We start from the raw sequence: 16,529 nt of genomic DNA on the forward strand, positions 1-16,529 counted from the left end.
GTCAGCCTGCCAGGTCCTGATCGTCCTCGCCCAGCCGCGGCGCGGCGTTGCGATAGGCGAGCGGCGCTCCGGCGAAGCGCAGCGGGCTGACGACGCTCGGAACCTGTGCGCCCGATCCGTGCGGCAATTGGCGCACCATGGCGCGGTGGCGGACCTGCGGTTCGGCGAAAACGTCGGCGACGCTGTTGATCCGCGAGGCTGGGACGCCGGCCGTGTCGAGCGCCTCCTGCCAGTCCTCTGCGGAGCGCGCGGCGAAGGCGTCGATCAGCAGCGGCTCCAGCTCGGTGAGATTGCGCACCCGGGCGGCATTGGTGGCGAAGCGCGGATCGCCGCCGAGGTGGGCGCATCCAAGCGCTTCGGTCAGCTTCACGAACTGCCGGTCGTTGCCGACCGCGAGCGCGAGATGGCCTTCGCGGCAGGGATAGACGTTCTGCGGCTGGATGTTGGGATGGCGGTTCCCGGTGCGCCGCGGCACTGCACCGGTCAGCAGATGGTTCATCGCCTGGTTGGCGAGGAAGGCGGCGCCGACATCGAGCATCGCCAGATCGATATGATCGCCCCGGCCGGTCTCGCGCCGCCGTTCGAGTGCGGCGAGCACGCCGATCGCCGCATACATGCCCGTCATGATGTCGATGATCGGCACGCCGACCTTTTGCGGCCCGCCGCCTGGTTCGTCGTCGGCGCGGCCGGTGATGCTCATCAGCCCGCTCATCGCCTGGATGATGAAGTCATAGGCCGGTTGCGTCGCGCGCGGCCCATCCTGCCCGAACCCGGTGATCGATGCGTAGATCAGCCGCGGATTGATCGCCGACAGGCTCGCATGATCGAGGCCGTAGCGGGCCAGCGTGCCCACCTTGAAATTCTCGAGCACGATATCGGCATCGGCCGCGAGCCCGCGGATGAAGGCCTGGCCCTCCGCGGAGGCGATATCGGCGGTGACCGAACGCTTGCCGCGATTGACGCTCAGGAAATAGCCCGACGTGCCGCCCGGCCCCTCGTCGCCGGCAAGGAAGGGCGGGCCCCAGGCGCGGGTGTCGTCGCCCTCATGCGGACGCTCCACCTTGATCACCTTTGCGCCGAGATCGGCCAGGATCTGGCCGGCCCAGGGCCCCGCCATCACCCGGCTCAAATCGAGCACGGTGATATGTTCCAGCGGCCCCGGCATCAGGCGGGCGCCATCGGCTTGGCCTCGTCGTCGACAATGGCGGTGGCCTGCGCCGCCGGCCGCGCATCGAAACCCGCCTGCCAGGACGCCAGACGCGGTCGGCCGCCGCGCCACGCCAGGTCGGCGAAGCGGAAGTCGGCATAAGCGAGCGCGCAGCCGACGGCGATGTCGCCGATGTCGGGCCGGGCGGGAAACTCGACGGCTTCCAGCTCGAGGCGATCGAGCGTGGCGATGGCCTTGACGCGATAGGCGTCCAGATGGGGCCGGGACGGCTGTGGGCGGCCGCGCTCGCCGCGCCACAGCACGAGGAGGTCGGTCAGGCCGTCCGCCATCGCCTGCCGCCGCAATGCCGGCCACCGCGCTTCGCCCTCCGGGATCAGCGGCGGCGCGTCGCCGATCGTGTCGAGGAACTCGCAGATCACGCGCGAGTCGGTAAGCGGCGGACCGTCATCGCGCTCGAGCGTCGGAATCTTGTTGAGCGGGTTGGCCGCCATCAGCGCGGGATTGGGATCGGTGGTGATCGCGACGCTGCGCACCAAAGTCAGCCGATCGGCGACGCCGCGCTCGTGCGCCGCGACCATCACCTTGCGCACGAAGGGCGAGCGCGGCGACCAGTGGAGCGTGAGCGTCATTTCTCCAGCGGTTCCTCGATCACGCGGCCGCACATGTAGAAGCTCGCCCCCGCCAGCACATAGGTGACGCAGGGGATCAGCAGGGCGGTGCGCAGCCCTTGCGCCGACGCGGCGGCGCATGCCTCGCCGAGCGAGGCCGCTCCGCCGGCGATCGGCTTGCCGCCGGGGCACATCGCCACGAAATCGCCCAGCAGATCGGGGAAGGCGCGCGCCGCTGCGATGTCGCTGACCGTGCCGATGATGAGCGGGCCCAGCGTCGCGCCGATCGCGACGACGGCGAGCATCATCACCGCCGATGTGGTCGAGCGCATGCCGGGCGGCGCGATGTTCTGCGCGACCGCGGTGTTCGGGCCGTTCTTGAGATCGGTGGAGATGTTGGCAAGCAGCAGGAACGGGATCGCCAGGAGCCAATTGTCGGCGGTGAAGACGATGACGAAGAACAGGCTGGCGAGCACCGCCCCGAACGCGCAGGTCCAGGGATAGGACCGGCCATGGCTGCCCGCGTAGCGATCCGCCATCCATCCGCCGAGGAAGGTGCCCGTCAGTCCCGCGATTCCCAGCCCGGCAGCCATCAGCGCGCCGACTTCGGCGAGCGTGAAATGGTATTGGCGCAGGAAGTAGGAGGCGGTGAAGGCGTTGGTCGCGGTGATCGACATGCCCATGAAGGCGCTCGCGACGAACAGCCAGAAGAATGACCGCTTGGCGAACAATGTCCGCATGTCGGCGAAGAAGTTCCTGGGCTGGGCCGGCTCCGCCTTCGCGGCATGGCGCGGATCGCGCACCGTCAGCCACAGCAGCAGCGCGAGCGCGAGGCCCGGCAGGCCGACGATGACGAACGCCGCACGCCACCCCAGCGTCATCGCGACCACCCCGCCGATCAGCGGCGCGATGAGCTGGGCGACCGGGATCGAGGTGGTCAGGATCGACAGCGCCAGTCCCCGCTGGCGCGGCTCGAAGGTGTCGGCGATCAGCGAATGGCTGGTCGGCGTGCACGCGCCCTCAGCCGCGCCGACGCCGATACGCGCGAGCACGAGGTGGGCGAAGCTGGTGGCGAGGCCGCAGACGGCGGTCAGCGTCGACCAGACGGCGAGCGCGATCGACAGCAGGGTGATGCGGTTTGACCTGTCGGCGAACCGGGCGATCGGGATCCCCGCCACCGAATAGAGCAGCGCGAAGGCCGGTCCGCTGATCATGCCGAGCTGCCAGTCCTGCAGCCCGAGATCGTGCTTCATCGGCTCCTGCAGGATGGAGATGATGCCGCGGTCGAGATAGTTCGACATGTTGAGCAGCATGAGCAGCAGCAGCACATAGACCTGCGTTCGCGTCCACATCCGCCAGCCGGTGCGGGCGGGCTCCGCTGCCGTGACCTCAGGCGAACTCGACATTCTGCTTCTCCGCCGCGGCGACCCGGTCGCGGAAGCTGTCGGGCAGTGGCGTCGCCTTGCGCGTCGTCTGATCGGTGTTCACCCAGACCTGGCTGCCGGTGATGATGGCGTCCTCGCCATCCGCGCGGAAAATCTCGTAGGCCATGGTGAAGCTCGACCTGCCGACGCGCGAGATGCGCGCGCCGATGTCGAACAGCTCGTCGAAGCGCAGCGGCGCGCGGTACTGGATCTCGGCGCTGACGACGTGGAACCCGGCCCCCGGATTCTCGCCGTCGCGATCGAACGGCAGCGCGCGGAAATATTCGTTCAGCGCGACGCTGAAATAGGTGAAATAGGCGCCGTTCTGGACGATGCTCTGCCGATCGACCTCGGTGAACCTCACGCGGATGCGCTCGGTCATCCAGAACTGATTGCGCGCCATTATCCTCTCCAGCCGCCTCTCCCGGACGGCGGGGCGATTGGAGGCTCTGCGCGACAAATTGTCAAGAGACATAACCAATCATTTTGAAAATGGTTTTTTGACATAGCATTCTATATCCGTCTTGTTATGCAGTCATACTTATTGATATAGGCGCGCGATGTCGCCTTCGAGCACCCCCGATCCGTTGGTGGAAAGCCCGCGTCCGGCGTGGGACGATGCGGCGTTCGAGGCGCAGATCGAACGCGACCTGCCGCGCAACTACGCCGCGCATTTCGCCCATGGCATGCTGGGGATGACTGGTTTCCGGCTGGTGTTCGCGCCCACCTTCGTTCCCGCCTATCTGTTTGCGCTTACTCAATCGACGCTGGTCGTCGGAATCGGCGCCTCGCTGCTCTACCTCGGAACGATGCTGTCGCCGATAGCGGGCGCCGCGCGGCTGGAACGAAGCACCCAGGTCCGCCCCAGCGCCTTCGTCATCGGCGGCCTGATGTGCCTCCAGATATTGCTGCTCGCGCTGTCGGGGTTTTTCCTGAGGGGCGCGGTGCAGGTGTTCGCCGCGCTGGTGCTGATCTTCGCGATCGGCTTCTTCACGGGGGCGCAGCGCGTCGCGTTCCAGGCCCTGTTCGGCAAGGTGATTCCGCTCGCCAGGCGCGGCCGCCTTCAGGGCTGGCGCAATGTCTGCGGCGGTGGGCTCGCCGCGGTCACGTCCTACGCCGCCGGCCGCCTGCTGATCGGTGAGGGTGGCGGTGACGACGGCTATTCGATGGTCTTCCTCCTGTCGTTCGTGCTGACCGCGCTCGGCCTCGCCGCGCTGATCGTGATGCGCGAGCCGCACACCCCCGCGCGGGCCGGGCCGGACACATTGCTCGCGCGCATCCGCCGCATGCCCGGCATGGTGCGCAGCGATCCCAATTATCAGACCTTCCTGCTGATCCAGTCGCTGACGATGGCTTCGCGGCTGGCCGCGCCCTTCTACATCCTGTTCGCCGGGCAGGCGCACGGGCTGGACGGGAAGACGGTCGGGCTGCTGTCGTTCGCCTTCCTGGGCGCGGACATGATCGCCAACGCGATCTGGGGCCAGCTGGGCGACCGCCATGGCTTTCGCGCGCCGCTGATCGCGTCGCTGTCGCTCAGCGTCATGGCGACCGTCGTGCTGCTCTCGTCGGACGACCTCGCCTGGCTGTTCGTCGCCTTTCTCGGTCTCGGCGGGGCGTCCTCGGGATATCTGATGAGCTCGCTCCTGATCGTCCTCGAATTCGGCCCGCGCGAGGATCTGCCGATGCGCCTGGCGATCTCGACCACCGTCGAGGGCGCGCTCGCCACGCTTTCGCCGCTTGCCGGCGGCGCGCTGATGCTGTGGGCGGGCTATCCCGCCATTTTCGGCATCTCGCTGGTGTTCGCCGCCGCGGCGCTCGCGGTCACGATCTTCCGCTTTCGCGATCCACGGAGGTTGCGGATATGAGCCACCATGCCGACGTGTTGATCATCGGGGGCGGGCCGGTCGGCCTGGTCACCGCGATGGATCTCGCCCGGCGCGGCGCGAGCGTGATCGTCATCGAGACGCGGCGGCCGGCGGAGGTGCCGAGCGCCAAGTGCAATCACATCTCCGCGCGCAGCATGGAGGCGCTGCGCCGGTTCGGCATCGCCGACGAGGTCCGCGATGCCGGCCTGCCCCATGACTTTCCGCACGACATCGCCTTTCGCACGCGGATGATCGGTCGGGAGATGGCGCGCATCCCGATCCCGTCGCGCGACGGCAGGCGCGGCGATCCGGTCGGTCCCGATGTCGATTGGCCGACGCCCGAGCCGCCGCACCGCATCAACCAGATCTATTTCGAGCCGATCCTGTTCCGCCACGTCGTCGCGACGCCGGGCGTCCGCATCCTCAACCGTCATGAGGCGCTTTCGGTCGAGCAGGACGCCGACGGCGTGCGCGCCGCCATCCGCGATCTAGCCGCGGGAGACGAGCGGACCCTCAGCGGGCGATTCCTGATCGGCTGCGACGGCGGCAGGTCGATGGTGCGCAAGGCGATCGGCGGAAAGCTGCGGGGCGACGCGGTGATCCAGCGCGTGCAGAGCAGCCATATCCGCATGCCCGGCCTGCTTGCGCAGGTGCCGCGCCCGCCGGCGTGGATGACCTATTGCTACAATTCCGAGCGCGCCGGAACCGTGCTCGCGATCGACGGGCGTGAGGAATGGCTGGTCCACAATTATCTGCTGCCGCACGAGGTGGAGGACGATGTGGATCGCGACGCCTGCCTGCGCGCCATTCTCGGCGTCGGTCCGGCCGAGCCCTATGAGATCCTCAGGCAGGAGGATTGGGTCGGCCGGCGCCTCGTCGCCGATCGGTTCCGCGACCGCCGGATATTCCTATGCGGTGACGCCGCGCATCTGTGGGTGCCCTATGGCGGCTATGGCATGAACGCGGGCATCGCCGACGGGCTGGGGCTCAGCTGGCTGCTCGCCGCGCATATCGCCGGGTGGGCGCCCGCCGGGATCCTTGACGCCTATGTGGCTGAACGTCAGCCGATCACGGAGCAGGTGTCGCGCTTCGCGATGAGCCATGCCGAACGGGCGATCCGCGAACGCACCACGCTGCCGGAGGAGATCGAGGAGGACACGCCGGAAGGCGCGGCCGCGCGCGCGCGCGTCGGTGAGGCGGCCTATCGCCTCAACGTCCAGCAATTCGCCTGCGCAGGGCTCAATTTCGGCTATTTCTACGATAGCTCGCCGATCATCGGTTATGACGAGGACGCGCCGCCGGATTACACGATGGCCGACTATACCCCGTCGACCGTGCCCGGATGCCGCCTGCCGCATCTGCCGCTGGCGGCCGGGGCCGCGCTGTACGATCGCATCGGCGCCGATCACGCCGTGCTGGTGACCGAAGCGGCCGGTCTCGCGGACGCCGCGCGCCTGGCGGATGCGGCGCGGGCCGTCGGCATGCCGCTGGCTGTGCTCGATCTATCGAACGAGACACTGCCGGACAGCTATCGCCACCGCTTCGTCGTCGCGCGGCCGGACATGCATGTCGGCTGGCGCGGCGACGCCATCCCTGCCGATCCGGCATCGCTGGTCGATCGCCTGCGCGGCGCGGCCGGCCAGACCAAGGAGAGCCATCCATGACACCGCTGAAGGGCGTCCGCATCCTCGACCTCACCCATGCGCTGGCGGGGCCGTTCTGCACCTATCATCTGGGCCTGCTCGGCGCGGAGATCGTCAAGGTCGAACCGCCCAGGGTCGGCGACGACTTCCGCGATTTCGCGCCCGACACCTTCGATGCGGTGAACGGCGGCAAGCAGTCGGTCACCATCGATCTCAAGCAGGAAGCGGGTCGCGCGCTGCTCCACGATCTGGCGCGCGGCGCCGATGTGCTGATCGAGAATTTCCGTCCCGACGCCGCGCGCAAGCTGGGCGTCGACTGGGACGTGCTGCGCGCCGCCAATCCGAAGCTCGTCTATTGCTCGATCAGCGGCTTCGGCGCTTCGGGTCCGCGCGCGGCGTGGCCGGCGGTCGAATGGTCGGTGCAGGCCGCCGCCGGCCTCAGCGCGATGTATCTGGACGACGACGCCGATCCGCGCGATCTCGGCATCGGCATGCTCGATATCTTCTCCGGCACCAGCGCGGTGATCGCGATCCTGTCGGCGATCCTGGAGCAGCGCCGGACGGGCGAGGGGCGGCGGCTGGAGGTGACGATGGCCGACGCCGCGCTGACGCTCGCCTCCTCGGGGCTCGCCCAGCAATTGTCCGGAGAACGGGTCGGCAAGGTCAAGCGGCGGCCGGCGGTCGGCCGCTTCAAGGCGCGCGACGGGCGCGTGTTCGTGATGGCGGCGCACCAGCGTTGGTTCGGCAAGCTCGCCGAGGTGCTGGGCGCGCCCTCGCTGCTCGACGACGAGCGCTTCGCCACCCCGGCCGCGCGCGATGCCAATGCCGAAGCGCTGCGCGAGACGATCGAGGCGCGGTTGGCCGCGCGCGACGCGGTCGAATGGCAGGACGCGCTGCTCGCCGCGGGCGTGCCCAGCGCCGCCGTGGTGCAGCTGCGATCGCTGGTGGAAAGCGGCTATTATGACGACGCCGGCATGATCCACGACGTCTGGTCGCAGGCGCGCGGCAAGGCGCAGCGCGCCGCCGGGGCGACCTTCAGCGGCCGCACGATCCGCGCTGCGCCCGGCGAGGTGCCGGCATTGGGCGCGCAGACCGAAGCCGCGCTGGGCCGCTTCGGCGTGACGGCGGAACGCCTCGAGGCGCTGCGGAAGGACGCGGTGATCTGATCTCAGGCCGCGTCGTCCTCATGCGGCGCAAAGTGCCTGCTGCACAGGTAGAAGGCGATCGCCGCGCCCAGATAGGCGAGCGCAATCAGCTTCAGCGCCGTCTCCAGCCCGCCCGCGCTCGCCGCGCGGCACGCCTCGACCAGCATCGCCGCCGACCCTTCGGGCGCCCGGCCGCCGGGACAGGCCCGAAAGAAATCGCCGAACGCGGCGGGGAAGGCGGCGCTCGCGGTCAGGTCGGAGACGATGCCGGCCAGCAGCGGGCCGATGCTGCTGCCGATCAGCGTGGCGGCGATCATGAACACCGCCGCCGCGGTCGCCCGCATCCGCGCCGGCACCAGGTTCTGCACGGCGGCATAGTTGGGGCCGGTCTTCATGTCGGACGTGCAACTCGCGACGATCAGCAGCGCGAAGGCGACCGGCCAGGCCGACTGGAACAGCGCGCCCAGATAGCATGCGCCGGTCGTCGCGCCGCTCAGCGCGCAGACCAGCGGATAGGATCGGCCGCGCGCGCCCGCGAACCGGTCGGCCAGATAGCCGCCGATGAACGTCCCCGCCACGCCGACCACGCCGCCGATGCCCAGCACCGCGCCGGCCTCGACCAGGTCGAGGGCGTGGACCCGCATCAGGAAGGAGGGAAGGAAGGTGCCGAACCCGCCCTGGCCGATCCCCATCAGCGCCCCCGCGACGAACAGCCAGACGAAGGCCGGGCTACCGAACAGCCAGCGGAGATCGGTCCGGAAGTTGGCCGCCTCGGGCCGCGGCGCCGCGCCCTCGACGCGGGGATCGCGCAACGTGACCAGGATGACCAGCGCTAGGATCAGGCCCGCGCCGCCGAGCACGAAGAAGGCCGCGCGCCATCCCCAGACATGCGCGACATAGCCGCCGACGAGCGGCATCAATATTCCGGCGATCGGCGCGCCCATGCTCAGCACCGCCATCGCCATGCCGCGCTGGTGGCGCGGGAAATGGTCCGACAGCAGCGAATGGCTGGTGGGCACGCCGCCGCCTTCGCCCGCGCCGACCCCGAACCGGTACGCGACCAAGGTGAAAAGCGAGGTGGCGGTTCCGCTGAGCGCGGTCATCAGCGACCAGAATCCCACCGCCGCCGCCAGCAGCCTGCGCCGGTCGAACCGTTCGGCCAGCCGCGCGACCGGCACCCCCGACAGCGCGTAGAACATGGCGAAGGCGGGCCCGGTCGCGAGCCCGAGCGCCGAATCCGACAGGCTGAGCTCTAGCTTGATGACCTCCTGCAGCAGCGGAAGGATGTAGCGATCGACATAGCTGCACACGCTGGTGGCGAGCAGCAGCGCCAGCACGGCGATCTGCCGCCCGGTCCACATGCGCCGGGCGGGCGCGAGATCGGTTTCCATCGGCGCGCGGGCTGCATCCTCGCCGGCCGCATCCCTTTTGATACCCGTCATCGCGCCCTCCGATCGGCGTCTCGATGCGCCTGATCGTGAAGGCTATCTTATGTTTTCAAGGATAACAATATTCGCGGTCAGCCGGTGGCCTTGCGCGCCTTCGCCCGGCTGACGTCCTGCGCCAGGTCGGCATAATATTCCAGCGCGGACGGGCGCGCATTGAGCAGCACCTTGATCAGCAGCCGCGCCAGCTCGTCGAGTTCGGCCGGCTCCAATATGTCGAACACCTCGGCGTACATCTTGACCAGCGCCTCCTGCTGGCCGGCGCGGGCGCGCCACCCCGCCTCGGTCAGCTCCGCGCCCAGCACGCGCTGATCGTTGCGCGACGTGGTGCGCTTGATCAGCCCCTTGTCCTCAAGCTGCTGGATCGACTGTTTGATCGATTGCGGCGCGATGCCGAACATGCGCGCGAGCTCGGAGGAGGAGATATGCGGGCGCGTCGCGATCGCGTTGAGCACGCGGCCGACCGCCGGCGTTATGCCGGTGGGCTTCATGTCGCGTTCGAGGCGGTTGATCACCTCCATGTTGAGCTGGGCGATCAGGTAGAAGGGGCGCGGGAAGCCGAGCGGCCGCGCACGCCTGCCCGATTTGCCGGAGGCGACGGGGGAAACGGGAAACTTGCTTGGGGCGGGTGATCGTCGGCCTGTCATCGCCTCGACTGTGGCCTCGCGCGCGGCGGCGGGCAAGCCCGCGCGCCGCGCTTGCGGATCATATCTTCCAGCCGAGCGAGACCAGCACCCGGCGGCCCAGCGCGGAGGCGACGTTGGGATCGAAGCCGCCGATCAGATCGGCGAAGGGCGGATCGACGTCGAACAGGTTGGATATGTCGATCGCGATCGTCGCGTTCTTCAGCACGCCGCTCGATTCGAACTCGTAGCCCAGGTGCAGGTCGGTCACGGTGCTGCCCTTGATCCGCTGCACCGGCTCGACCGACGTGTTGTCATAGGGCGAGGTATAGGCGACCTGCACCGAGGCGTTGAGCTGGTCGAGCGACCAGCCCAGCGTCCCGCGAAGGTTCAGCCGCTGCGGATAGTCGAGCGTGTCCAGCCGGCTGACGAAACCCGACGTCGGAGAGATCGCGACGTCGTAGTTGAGGAAATAGGTGCCCGCGACCGCCGCGCGCAGCTGGCCGATGCCGGTGTCGAAGCGATAGCTCAGCGTGCCGTCCAGGCCCGATACCTTGAGCGCGCCCAGATTGCGGTAGCGCGCGTCGATGATGACCGGGTTCGCCGGCAGCACCCCGTTGCGGACCGGCAGGCGCGCCACCAGCGAATCCAGGAATTCCTGCGAATATTCGCGGATGATGATCGGCGCGAAGAAGGCTTCCTGCTGCAGCACCGTGTTGACGTTCAGGTAGCGGGCGATCTGACCTTCGTAATCGATGTTGAAATAATTGCCGCTCGCGCGCAGTCCCGGCAGGCCGGTCGGCGCCAGCTCGAAGCCGAAGGAGTAGGTTTCGGCGGTTTCCGGCTTCAGATCCGGGTTGTTGTCGCTCCACCCCAGCACGTCCGACCGCCCGGTCGGCGATTGCGGATCGACGAAGTTGTTCACGTTGAGCGCGGGATTGGGATTGTAGATCTCGCCGAGCGAGGGCGCGCGGAACGACGTGCCGTAGCTGCCGCGCAGCGAGAGCCCCGCGACCGGCGACCACTCGATGCCGAACTTCGGATTGGTGGTCGGACCGACGTCGCTGTAATCCTCGTGCCGGATCGCCGCGTTGAGTGTCAGGCGGTTGAAGAAGGTCGTCGCATTGTCCGCGCCGAACAGCGGCACCAGCACCTCGGCATAGACCGCCTTGATGTCGCGCGCGCCGGAGGTGACCGAGGTCCTGATCCCGCCCGGCGGCCCGGCGATGCTGCCCGCGACGAGGCTTTCCTCGCGGTAGGTGCCGCCGACCGCGATCCGCACCGCCCCGCCCGGGAGCATGAACAGCGAACCGTCCACCTTGGCCTCGACGAATTTCTGCTCGGTGTCGCCGGGCGCGTAGAAATAGTTGCTGAAAATGGAGGCGAGCGTCGCGGGATTGTTGCCGCCGATGCCCGACGCGAAGGGATTGAGCGCGGTCGCCGGATCGGGATCGCTCAGCGCCGCGGTCAACGCGGCGGAATTGAGCTGGGGATATTCGGCTTCCGATTTGTCCTTGCCGTACGCGCCCTGCACCGTCGCGCGGAAATCGCCGAGCAGATCGACCTCGACGCCGCCGAACGCCTGCCACGACCGCGCGCCCCCCTTGTGGACGAACTGCGGTCCGACGCCGGGGACGTAATATTCGATCCGGACGCTTTCGGTCGCCGGATCGACGCCGGGCGGCAGCACGAAGAACGGGTTGGAGCTTGGAACGGTGATCGTCTGCGCCGGCGTGGTGTTGGGGGCGCTCAGGTTGAAGCGGCGATCGTAATAATAGCCCTCGGCGAAGATCCGCACGCCTTCGGTCGGTTCCCAGTGCGCCGCGCCGAAAAAGCTGATGCGGTCCTGTTCGGGAAGGATGGTGCGGGTGTTCCACACGTCGCAGGTGTTGCGTGTGTTCGGGACCAGCAGGTCCGCGGTGTCCGGGGTGACGCCGCCCGCCGGAATGGCGTAGCGCACGCCGCCGACCAGGATGGTGCCGGGATTGCACTGGTTCGGGCGATAATCGCGTCCGCCGAACTCGGTCTGGTCATATCTGAAATAGGGGCGATCGGCGCCCTCGAGCCGGCTATGATAGCTGTGCTCGAACGCCAGCATCACGCCTGCGTTCGCCCATTGCTTGCCGACGATCAGGCCTTGCTGATTCTCGTTGTAATCGTCCGCGCCGCCCAGCCGCGCGCTCACCTCCAGCCCGTCGAAACGGTTGCGCGTGATGATGTTCGCGACGCCGGCGATCGCATCGGAGCCATAGGTGGCCGAAGCGCCGTCGGCGACGACCTCCAGCCGCTCCACGGCGAGCGTCGGGATGATCGACGGGTCGATGCTGTATCCGGCCGTGCCGGTCGAGGGAGCGCGGTGTCCGTTGACCAGCGTCAGCGTCGCCTGCGGGCCGATAGAGCGCAGGTTGACCTGGTTGTTGTAGAAGATGTTGGACGATCCGCCCTGCGCGCCGCGGTGCGATTCGTCGACGCCCAGGCCGGTGATCTGCGGCACCTCCTTCAGCGCGTCGGAGACGGTGAGGGTGCCCGATTCCGTCAGGGATTCGCGGCCGACGGCGATCAGCGGCGAACCGACGGGCGCCGCGCCGCGGATCAGGCTGCCGGTGACGATGATGTCCGGTTGCGACGGCGCAGCCGTTTCCTGCGGCGGCGGCACATCCTGCTGGACCGGCTCCGCGACCGCCTGCGCCGTCGCGGGCGCTGAGGCGATGGCGGCCGACAGAACGGCGACGGCACTCCCGATCAAGAACCGCGATGGCGACGCGAAACGCTTTCCAGTCATGTCCGTCTCCCCAAACCGACCCGACTCTCTGGCGCGGGTTCGATAGTAAGTTATGCTTCAATACTATATAATCGTCAATTGTTAAGTGGGACTGCCTTCTAGGCGAGGTGCGCGGTAAGGGCGCGGTCTAGAATCTCGCGGATTTCCGGCGTGTCGCCGTCGCGTGGAATGGGGATATAGGTAAGGCCGGCGCTCTCGACGACGCGCCGATACCGCGTCTCGCCGGCGCCTTCGGGTTCGATTCCGATGACGATTTCCGCGCCCCAGCGCTTCGCCTCATGGACCTCCCAGTGGGGCTCCTTGTCGAACAGGAACAGCTGCCGCCGCGCGAGCGCGCGCAGCGGATCGCCGTCGAAATCGCGGGCGTACATCGGGGCGATCGCGCTATAGCGGTTGGAGACGATCGCCGCGCCCCAGCGCTCGCGCAGATGGCCGTGGAACTGCGGGTCGTTCCCGCTGGTCGCCATGTAGATGCGGACGCGTTCTTCGGGGTGCGCGGCGACGCCGTCGGCGGCAAGGCCGCGGACCTCCGCCAGGAAATCCTCGACCAGCTGGAGATTCTCGGGCGTGCCGCGCTGCCAGACGGTCTGATAGGCGGCCATCTGTTCGCGCAGGCTGACCGGCAGCGGCCGCGCCGCCGCGATCAGGTCCATCGCCTCCCGCCAGCGATCCATCTGGGTGTTGAGCCGGTTCATGATGTCGGCGAAGGCGGCTTCATCGAACCGGCGGCCCAGCTTGCGCTCCAGATGCGCGATCAGGCCGCGAAGCTGGGCGACACGCAGATCGACCCGGGCGGGGTCGGTCATTTCGCCGCTGCGGCTGCGGTGCCACGCCCACCAGTCGGCCGGCAGGGGATGGCTGAACTGCGATACCCAGCTGAAATCGAGCGGATAGCATTCGCAGTCGAACGCGCGCGCCCAAAGCTCGGTCACGCGCAGCTGCGCTTCGTCGCGGGTCGTGCCGACGATGATCGCCGGTTTGGGCAGGCCGCCCCATGGCGCCTCCGCCGGCGCGATCGTCGCGGCGAGGCCCATGCCGAAGTTGGACGGTTCGTAGCCGGCCTCGTCCAGCACCTGGGAGAAATGGGGCCCCTTGCGTTCCGAAAAGGTGATGACCGAGTTCCAGTAGTTGATGACCAGCGCGGGAATGTCGAAGGCGGTGAAGATCTCCTCGAAATCGTCGGCGTTGCAGATCGCGAACGGCTCGCCGGCGGCGACGCGCCGGCGTGTCTGCTCAAGCCAGCTGCGCTGGTGCGCGCGGATCGCATCGACGCTCGCCAGGCGACGGGGCTTTTCGGCCGTCATCGCGGCAGTCCTTGCAGGAACGCGCCGATCAGGTCGGTCGCCGCGCCGTCGGGCTCGTAGGGCTGGCGGCGCAGGTGCAGGGTCGGGATGCCGGCGCCGCGGAATGCGGCGACCTGCTCGGGCGTCTCCCAGGCTTGCGTCGAGTCCCGGTCGGCGACGGCGAAGATCGCCGCGTCGACGCGCGCCGCGCGCGCCCGCGCCAGGTTGGCGTCGATCGTCCGCTGCAGCGGAAAGCGGATCGAACAGGCGGGAAAGTCCTGGAAGCGCGCGGCGATCGCGTCGAGCGGAGCGACGTCCGCCGGCAGCATTCCGTCGGCCGCGCGAACGCCCCAGCAATGATCCTCCGTGACGATCGTCGCGCCCAGGCGCTCGACCAGCGTGTAGAGGCCGGTATGATCCTGCGGGCTGCCGCCCAGATAGAGGCGGGGGCCGGGCGGGGGCGGGGCGAGCTCGCCGAGCGCCGCGGCGGCGAGCTCGGCGAACCGCGCGTGGGGCAGCGCCCAGAAGGCCGCGATCAGCTGGAGCGCGTCGCTTCCCTGGATTTCGGCGCCGCGCAGCGCGGAGATGCGCCCGACCATCGCCCTGGCCGCATTGCCGTCGACGATCGCCGCGGCCAGGTCGGCATCGGGGATCGCCCGCCCGGCGAAGGCTTCGAGGCGCTCGTGCAACCCAAGAATGGCGGCGCGGTCATAGGCCCGGCCGGCGGCGTCCGGCGACCACGCCTTGTCCAGATACCATGTCCTCGGCACGCCGATCCCGTGCTCGGCGGCGGCGTCGTTCAGCTCGCGGTGGATCGCCTGCACCGCGTTGCGATTGTGCGGCACGATCACCGCGTCGACGAAGTCGACCACCCTGTCGATCAGCATGTCGAGCATCGAGGCGACGAAGGGCGGGCGCTGCGTGACGTCGGGCGGATAGAGCGTGTCGATCAGCCGCTCGGCCGCGCGGGTGCGCATCGCCGGGCGACCGTGGAGCCTCAGCGGAAACGCCCCGGCCGCCGCGATCAGCTCGCTCGGCACATTGTCGCACAGAAAGGCGATCACCCGCCCGCCCGCCGCCTTGTGCGCGCGCGCCGCCGCCTCGGGATCCGCCGCCGCGGCGCGGAGGAGCGCGAGCGCGCTCATTCCTCGTTGATCCGGATCGTGCGGCTGGCGAGCCAGAAGAACAGCGCGGCGAACAGGAAGGTGCAGGGCAGGATGCCGAGCGCGATGCGCAGCCCCGCCGCCGAGGCGTCCACGCAAGCCGCCTCGACCCCCGGCGCCGCCCCAGCGACGGCGTGCCCGCCGCGGCACAGCGCGCCATAATCGCCGGCGGTGAAGGCGCCGCTCGCGGCGAGATCGCTCATCGCGCCCACCAGCGTTGCGCCGAGGCCCATGCCCACCACCGTCGCGGCGAGGAAGAACATCGCCGCCGCGGTGGCGCGCATCCGCGACGGGACGATGTTCTGCACGGCCGCGAAATTGGGGCCGTTCTTCAGATCGGTCGCGACGTTGGCGAGCAGCAGGGCGGCGAGCGCCGGCGCGAACGCGCCCAGCCGGAACGCGAACATGAAGCACAGGAACGACAGCACCGCGCCCGCCGCGGGCACGAGGACATAGGATCGCCCGCGCGAATCGGCGAAGCGATCGGCGAGATAGCCGCCGATGAAGGTGCCGAGCAGCCCGACCCCGCCGATCGCCCCCATCACCGTCCCCGCCTGGGCGAGGTCGAGGTCGTGGTTGCGGATCAGGAACGAGGTGGTGAAGATGCCCGTCCCCTGGATGCCGATGCCGTTGAACGCCGCGGCGAGGAACACGAAGACGAACGCGCGATTGCGCGCCAGCCAGCCGAGATCGGCGGCGAAATGCGACGGGCGCGGCCGCTCGGGATCGGCCAGCCGCGGCTCGCGGATCGTCAGCTTGAGAACGACCGCCAGGATCAGCCCCGGCACCGCCGCGGCGATGAAGGCGATGCGCCAGCCGTGGAAATGCGCGATCACGCCGGCGGTCAGCGGGATGATGATGCCCGAAATCGGCGTCGCCGCCGACAGCACCGCCATGGCGATGCCGCGCTGCCGCACGGAGAATTGATCGGCGACCAGCGAGTGGCTGATCGGATTGGCCCCGCCTTCGCCGATGCCGACGCCTGCGCGCAGCAGGGCGAGCTGGACGAAGTTGACGGCGAACCCGCACAGCGCGGTCATCGACGACCAGAAGGCGACCGCGAGCGCGAGCAGGTTGGGGCGGTTGGCGCGCTCCGCCAGCCGCGCCACGGGCAGCCCGGCGATCGAATAGAACAGGGCGAAGGCGGGGCCGCTGATCAGGCCCAGCTGCGCGTCGCTCAGCTTCAGGTCGGTCTTGATCGCCTCCTGCAGCAGCGAGACGATGCCCCGGTCCATCGTGTTGCACACGCTGACCATGACGAGCACGGCGAGCAGCCAGACCTGATACCGGCTCCATTTCGCGGGCGGCTGCGCCGTCGCGGTTTCGGCGGACGGTGCGTCCGGGGCCGCCTGATCGGTCGTCGCCATATGCCCGGCCGCC

At 68.9% G+C, this 16,529-nt stretch carries 13 protein-coding genes; 3 read left to right on the forward strand and 10 right to left on the reverse strand.

Features of this window, described 5'->3' with window-relative positions; translation table 11 throughout:
- Position 1 precedes the first annotated feature (1 nt).
- Genes D1610_RS03810 through D1610_RS03825 form a run of 4 tightly spaced genes read right to left on the reverse strand, consistent with a single transcriptional unit; the run spans position 2 to position 3,603 of the window.
- On the reverse strand, positions 2–1,165 hold the full coding sequence (locus D1610_RS03810) for a CaiB/BaiF CoA transferase family protein (RefSeq protein WP_118862748.1): 1,164 nt from the start codon (positions 1,163–1,165) through the stop codon (positions 2–4).
- Positions 1,165–1,797 carry a glutathione S-transferase family protein gene (locus D1610_RS03815; protein WP_118862749.1) on the reverse strand — a complete coding sequence of 211 codons (633 nt, stop codon included), beginning with the start codon at positions 1,795–1,797 and terminating at the stop codon, positions 1,165–1,167. Before D1610_RS03815 ends, D1610_RS03810 begins: the two co-directional genes overlap by 1 nt.
- Positions 1,794–3,182: a spinster family MFS transporter gene (locus D1610_RS03820; RefSeq protein ID WP_118862750.1), complete on the reverse strand. Its 1,389-nt coding sequence runs from the start codon at positions 3,180–3,182 to the stop codon at positions 1,794–1,796. The genes D1610_RS03815 and D1610_RS03820 overlap by 4 nt, the downstream gene beginning before the upstream one ends.
- Positions 3,166–3,603 carry an acyl-CoA thioesterase gene (locus D1610_RS03825; RefSeq protein WP_182466682.1) on the reverse strand — a complete coding sequence of 146 codons (438 nt, stop codon included), beginning with the start codon at positions 3,601–3,603 and terminating at the stop codon, positions 3,166–3,168. The genes D1610_RS03820 and D1610_RS03825 overlap by 17 nt, the downstream gene beginning before the upstream one ends.
- A 157-nt stretch (positions 3,604–3,760) precedes the next feature.
- On the opposite strand from D1610_RS03825, the gene D1610_RS03830 reads away from it, so the two are divergent.
- From D1610_RS03830 to D1610_RS03840, 3 genes are read left to right on the forward strand one after another with little or no spacing between them, the layout of a single operon-like run.
- Complete coding sequence (locus D1610_RS03830; RefSeq protein ID WP_118862752.1) at positions 3,761–5,065, forward strand: MFS transporter; 1,305 nt, start codon at positions 3,761–3,763, stop codon at positions 5,063–5,065.
- A complete protein-coding gene (locus D1610_RS03835) occupies positions 5,062–6,729 on the forward strand; it encodes an FAD-dependent oxidoreductase (protein WP_118862753.1) in 1,668 nt (555 codons plus the stop codon). The genes D1610_RS03830 and D1610_RS03835 overlap by 4 nt, the downstream gene beginning before the upstream one ends.
- Positions 6,726–7,874 (forward strand): CaiB/BaiF CoA transferase family protein, encoded by a 1,149-nt coding sequence (locus D1610_RS03840; protein WP_118862754.1) that lies wholly within the window; start codon positions 6,726–6,728, stop codon positions 7,872–7,874. Before D1610_RS03835 ends, D1610_RS03840 begins: the two co-directional genes overlap by 4 nt.
- A gap of 2 nt (positions 7,875–7,876) precedes the next feature.
- Here D1610_RS03840 and D1610_RS03845 read toward each other — a convergent pair whose 3' ends face one another.
- The 6 genes from D1610_RS03845 to D1610_RS03870 all read right to left on the reverse strand — a co-directional run bounded on the left by D1610_RS03845 (position 7,877) and on the right by D1610_RS03870 (position 16,516).
- The gene (locus D1610_RS03845) at positions 7,877–9,295 is read right to left on the reverse strand and encodes a spinster family MFS transporter (protein WP_222926921.1); all 1,419 of its coding nucleotides are present in this window, start codon (positions 9,293–9,295) and stop codon (positions 7,877–7,879) included.
- A 77-nt stretch (positions 9,296–9,372) separates the two neighbouring features.
- Positions 9,373–9,945, reverse strand: coding sequence for a MarR family winged helix-turn-helix transcriptional regulator (locus tag D1610_RS03850; protein WP_222926922.1), 573 nt, complete (start codon positions 9,943–9,945; stop codon positions 9,373–9,375).
- A gap of 58 nt (positions 9,946–10,003) precedes the next feature.
- Entirely contained in the window at positions 10,004–12,667 is a 2,664-nt protein-coding gene (locus D1610_RS03855; protein WP_222926923.1) for a TonB-dependent receptor domain-containing protein, read from the reverse strand.
- A gap of 134 nt (positions 12,668–12,801) precedes the next feature.
- A complete protein-coding gene (locus tag D1610_RS03860) occupies positions 12,802–14,007 on the reverse strand; it encodes a 2-hydroxyacyl-CoA dehydratase family protein (RefSeq protein WP_118862757.1) in 1,206 nt (401 codons plus the stop codon).
- Complete coding sequence (locus tag D1610_RS03865; RefSeq protein WP_118862758.1) at positions 14,004–15,131, reverse strand: 2-hydroxyacyl-CoA dehydratase family protein; 1,128 nt, start codon at positions 15,129–15,131, stop codon at positions 14,004–14,006. Before D1610_RS03865 ends, D1610_RS03860 begins: the two co-directional genes overlap by 4 nt.
- Positions 15,128–16,516: a spinster family MFS transporter gene (locus D1610_RS03870; RefSeq protein ID WP_118862759.1), complete on the reverse strand. Its 1,389-nt coding sequence runs from the start codon at positions 16,514–16,516 to the stop codon at positions 15,128–15,130. The genes D1610_RS03865 and D1610_RS03870 overlap by 4 nt, the downstream gene beginning before the upstream one ends.
- Positions 16,517–16,529 lie beyond the last annotated feature (13 nt).

Origin of the sequence: Sphingomonas gilva, from assembly GCF_003515075.1 — a bacterium.
Lineage (GTDB): Bacteria > Pseudomonadota > Alphaproteobacteria > Sphingomonadales > Sphingomonadaceae > Sphingomonas > Sphingomonas gilva.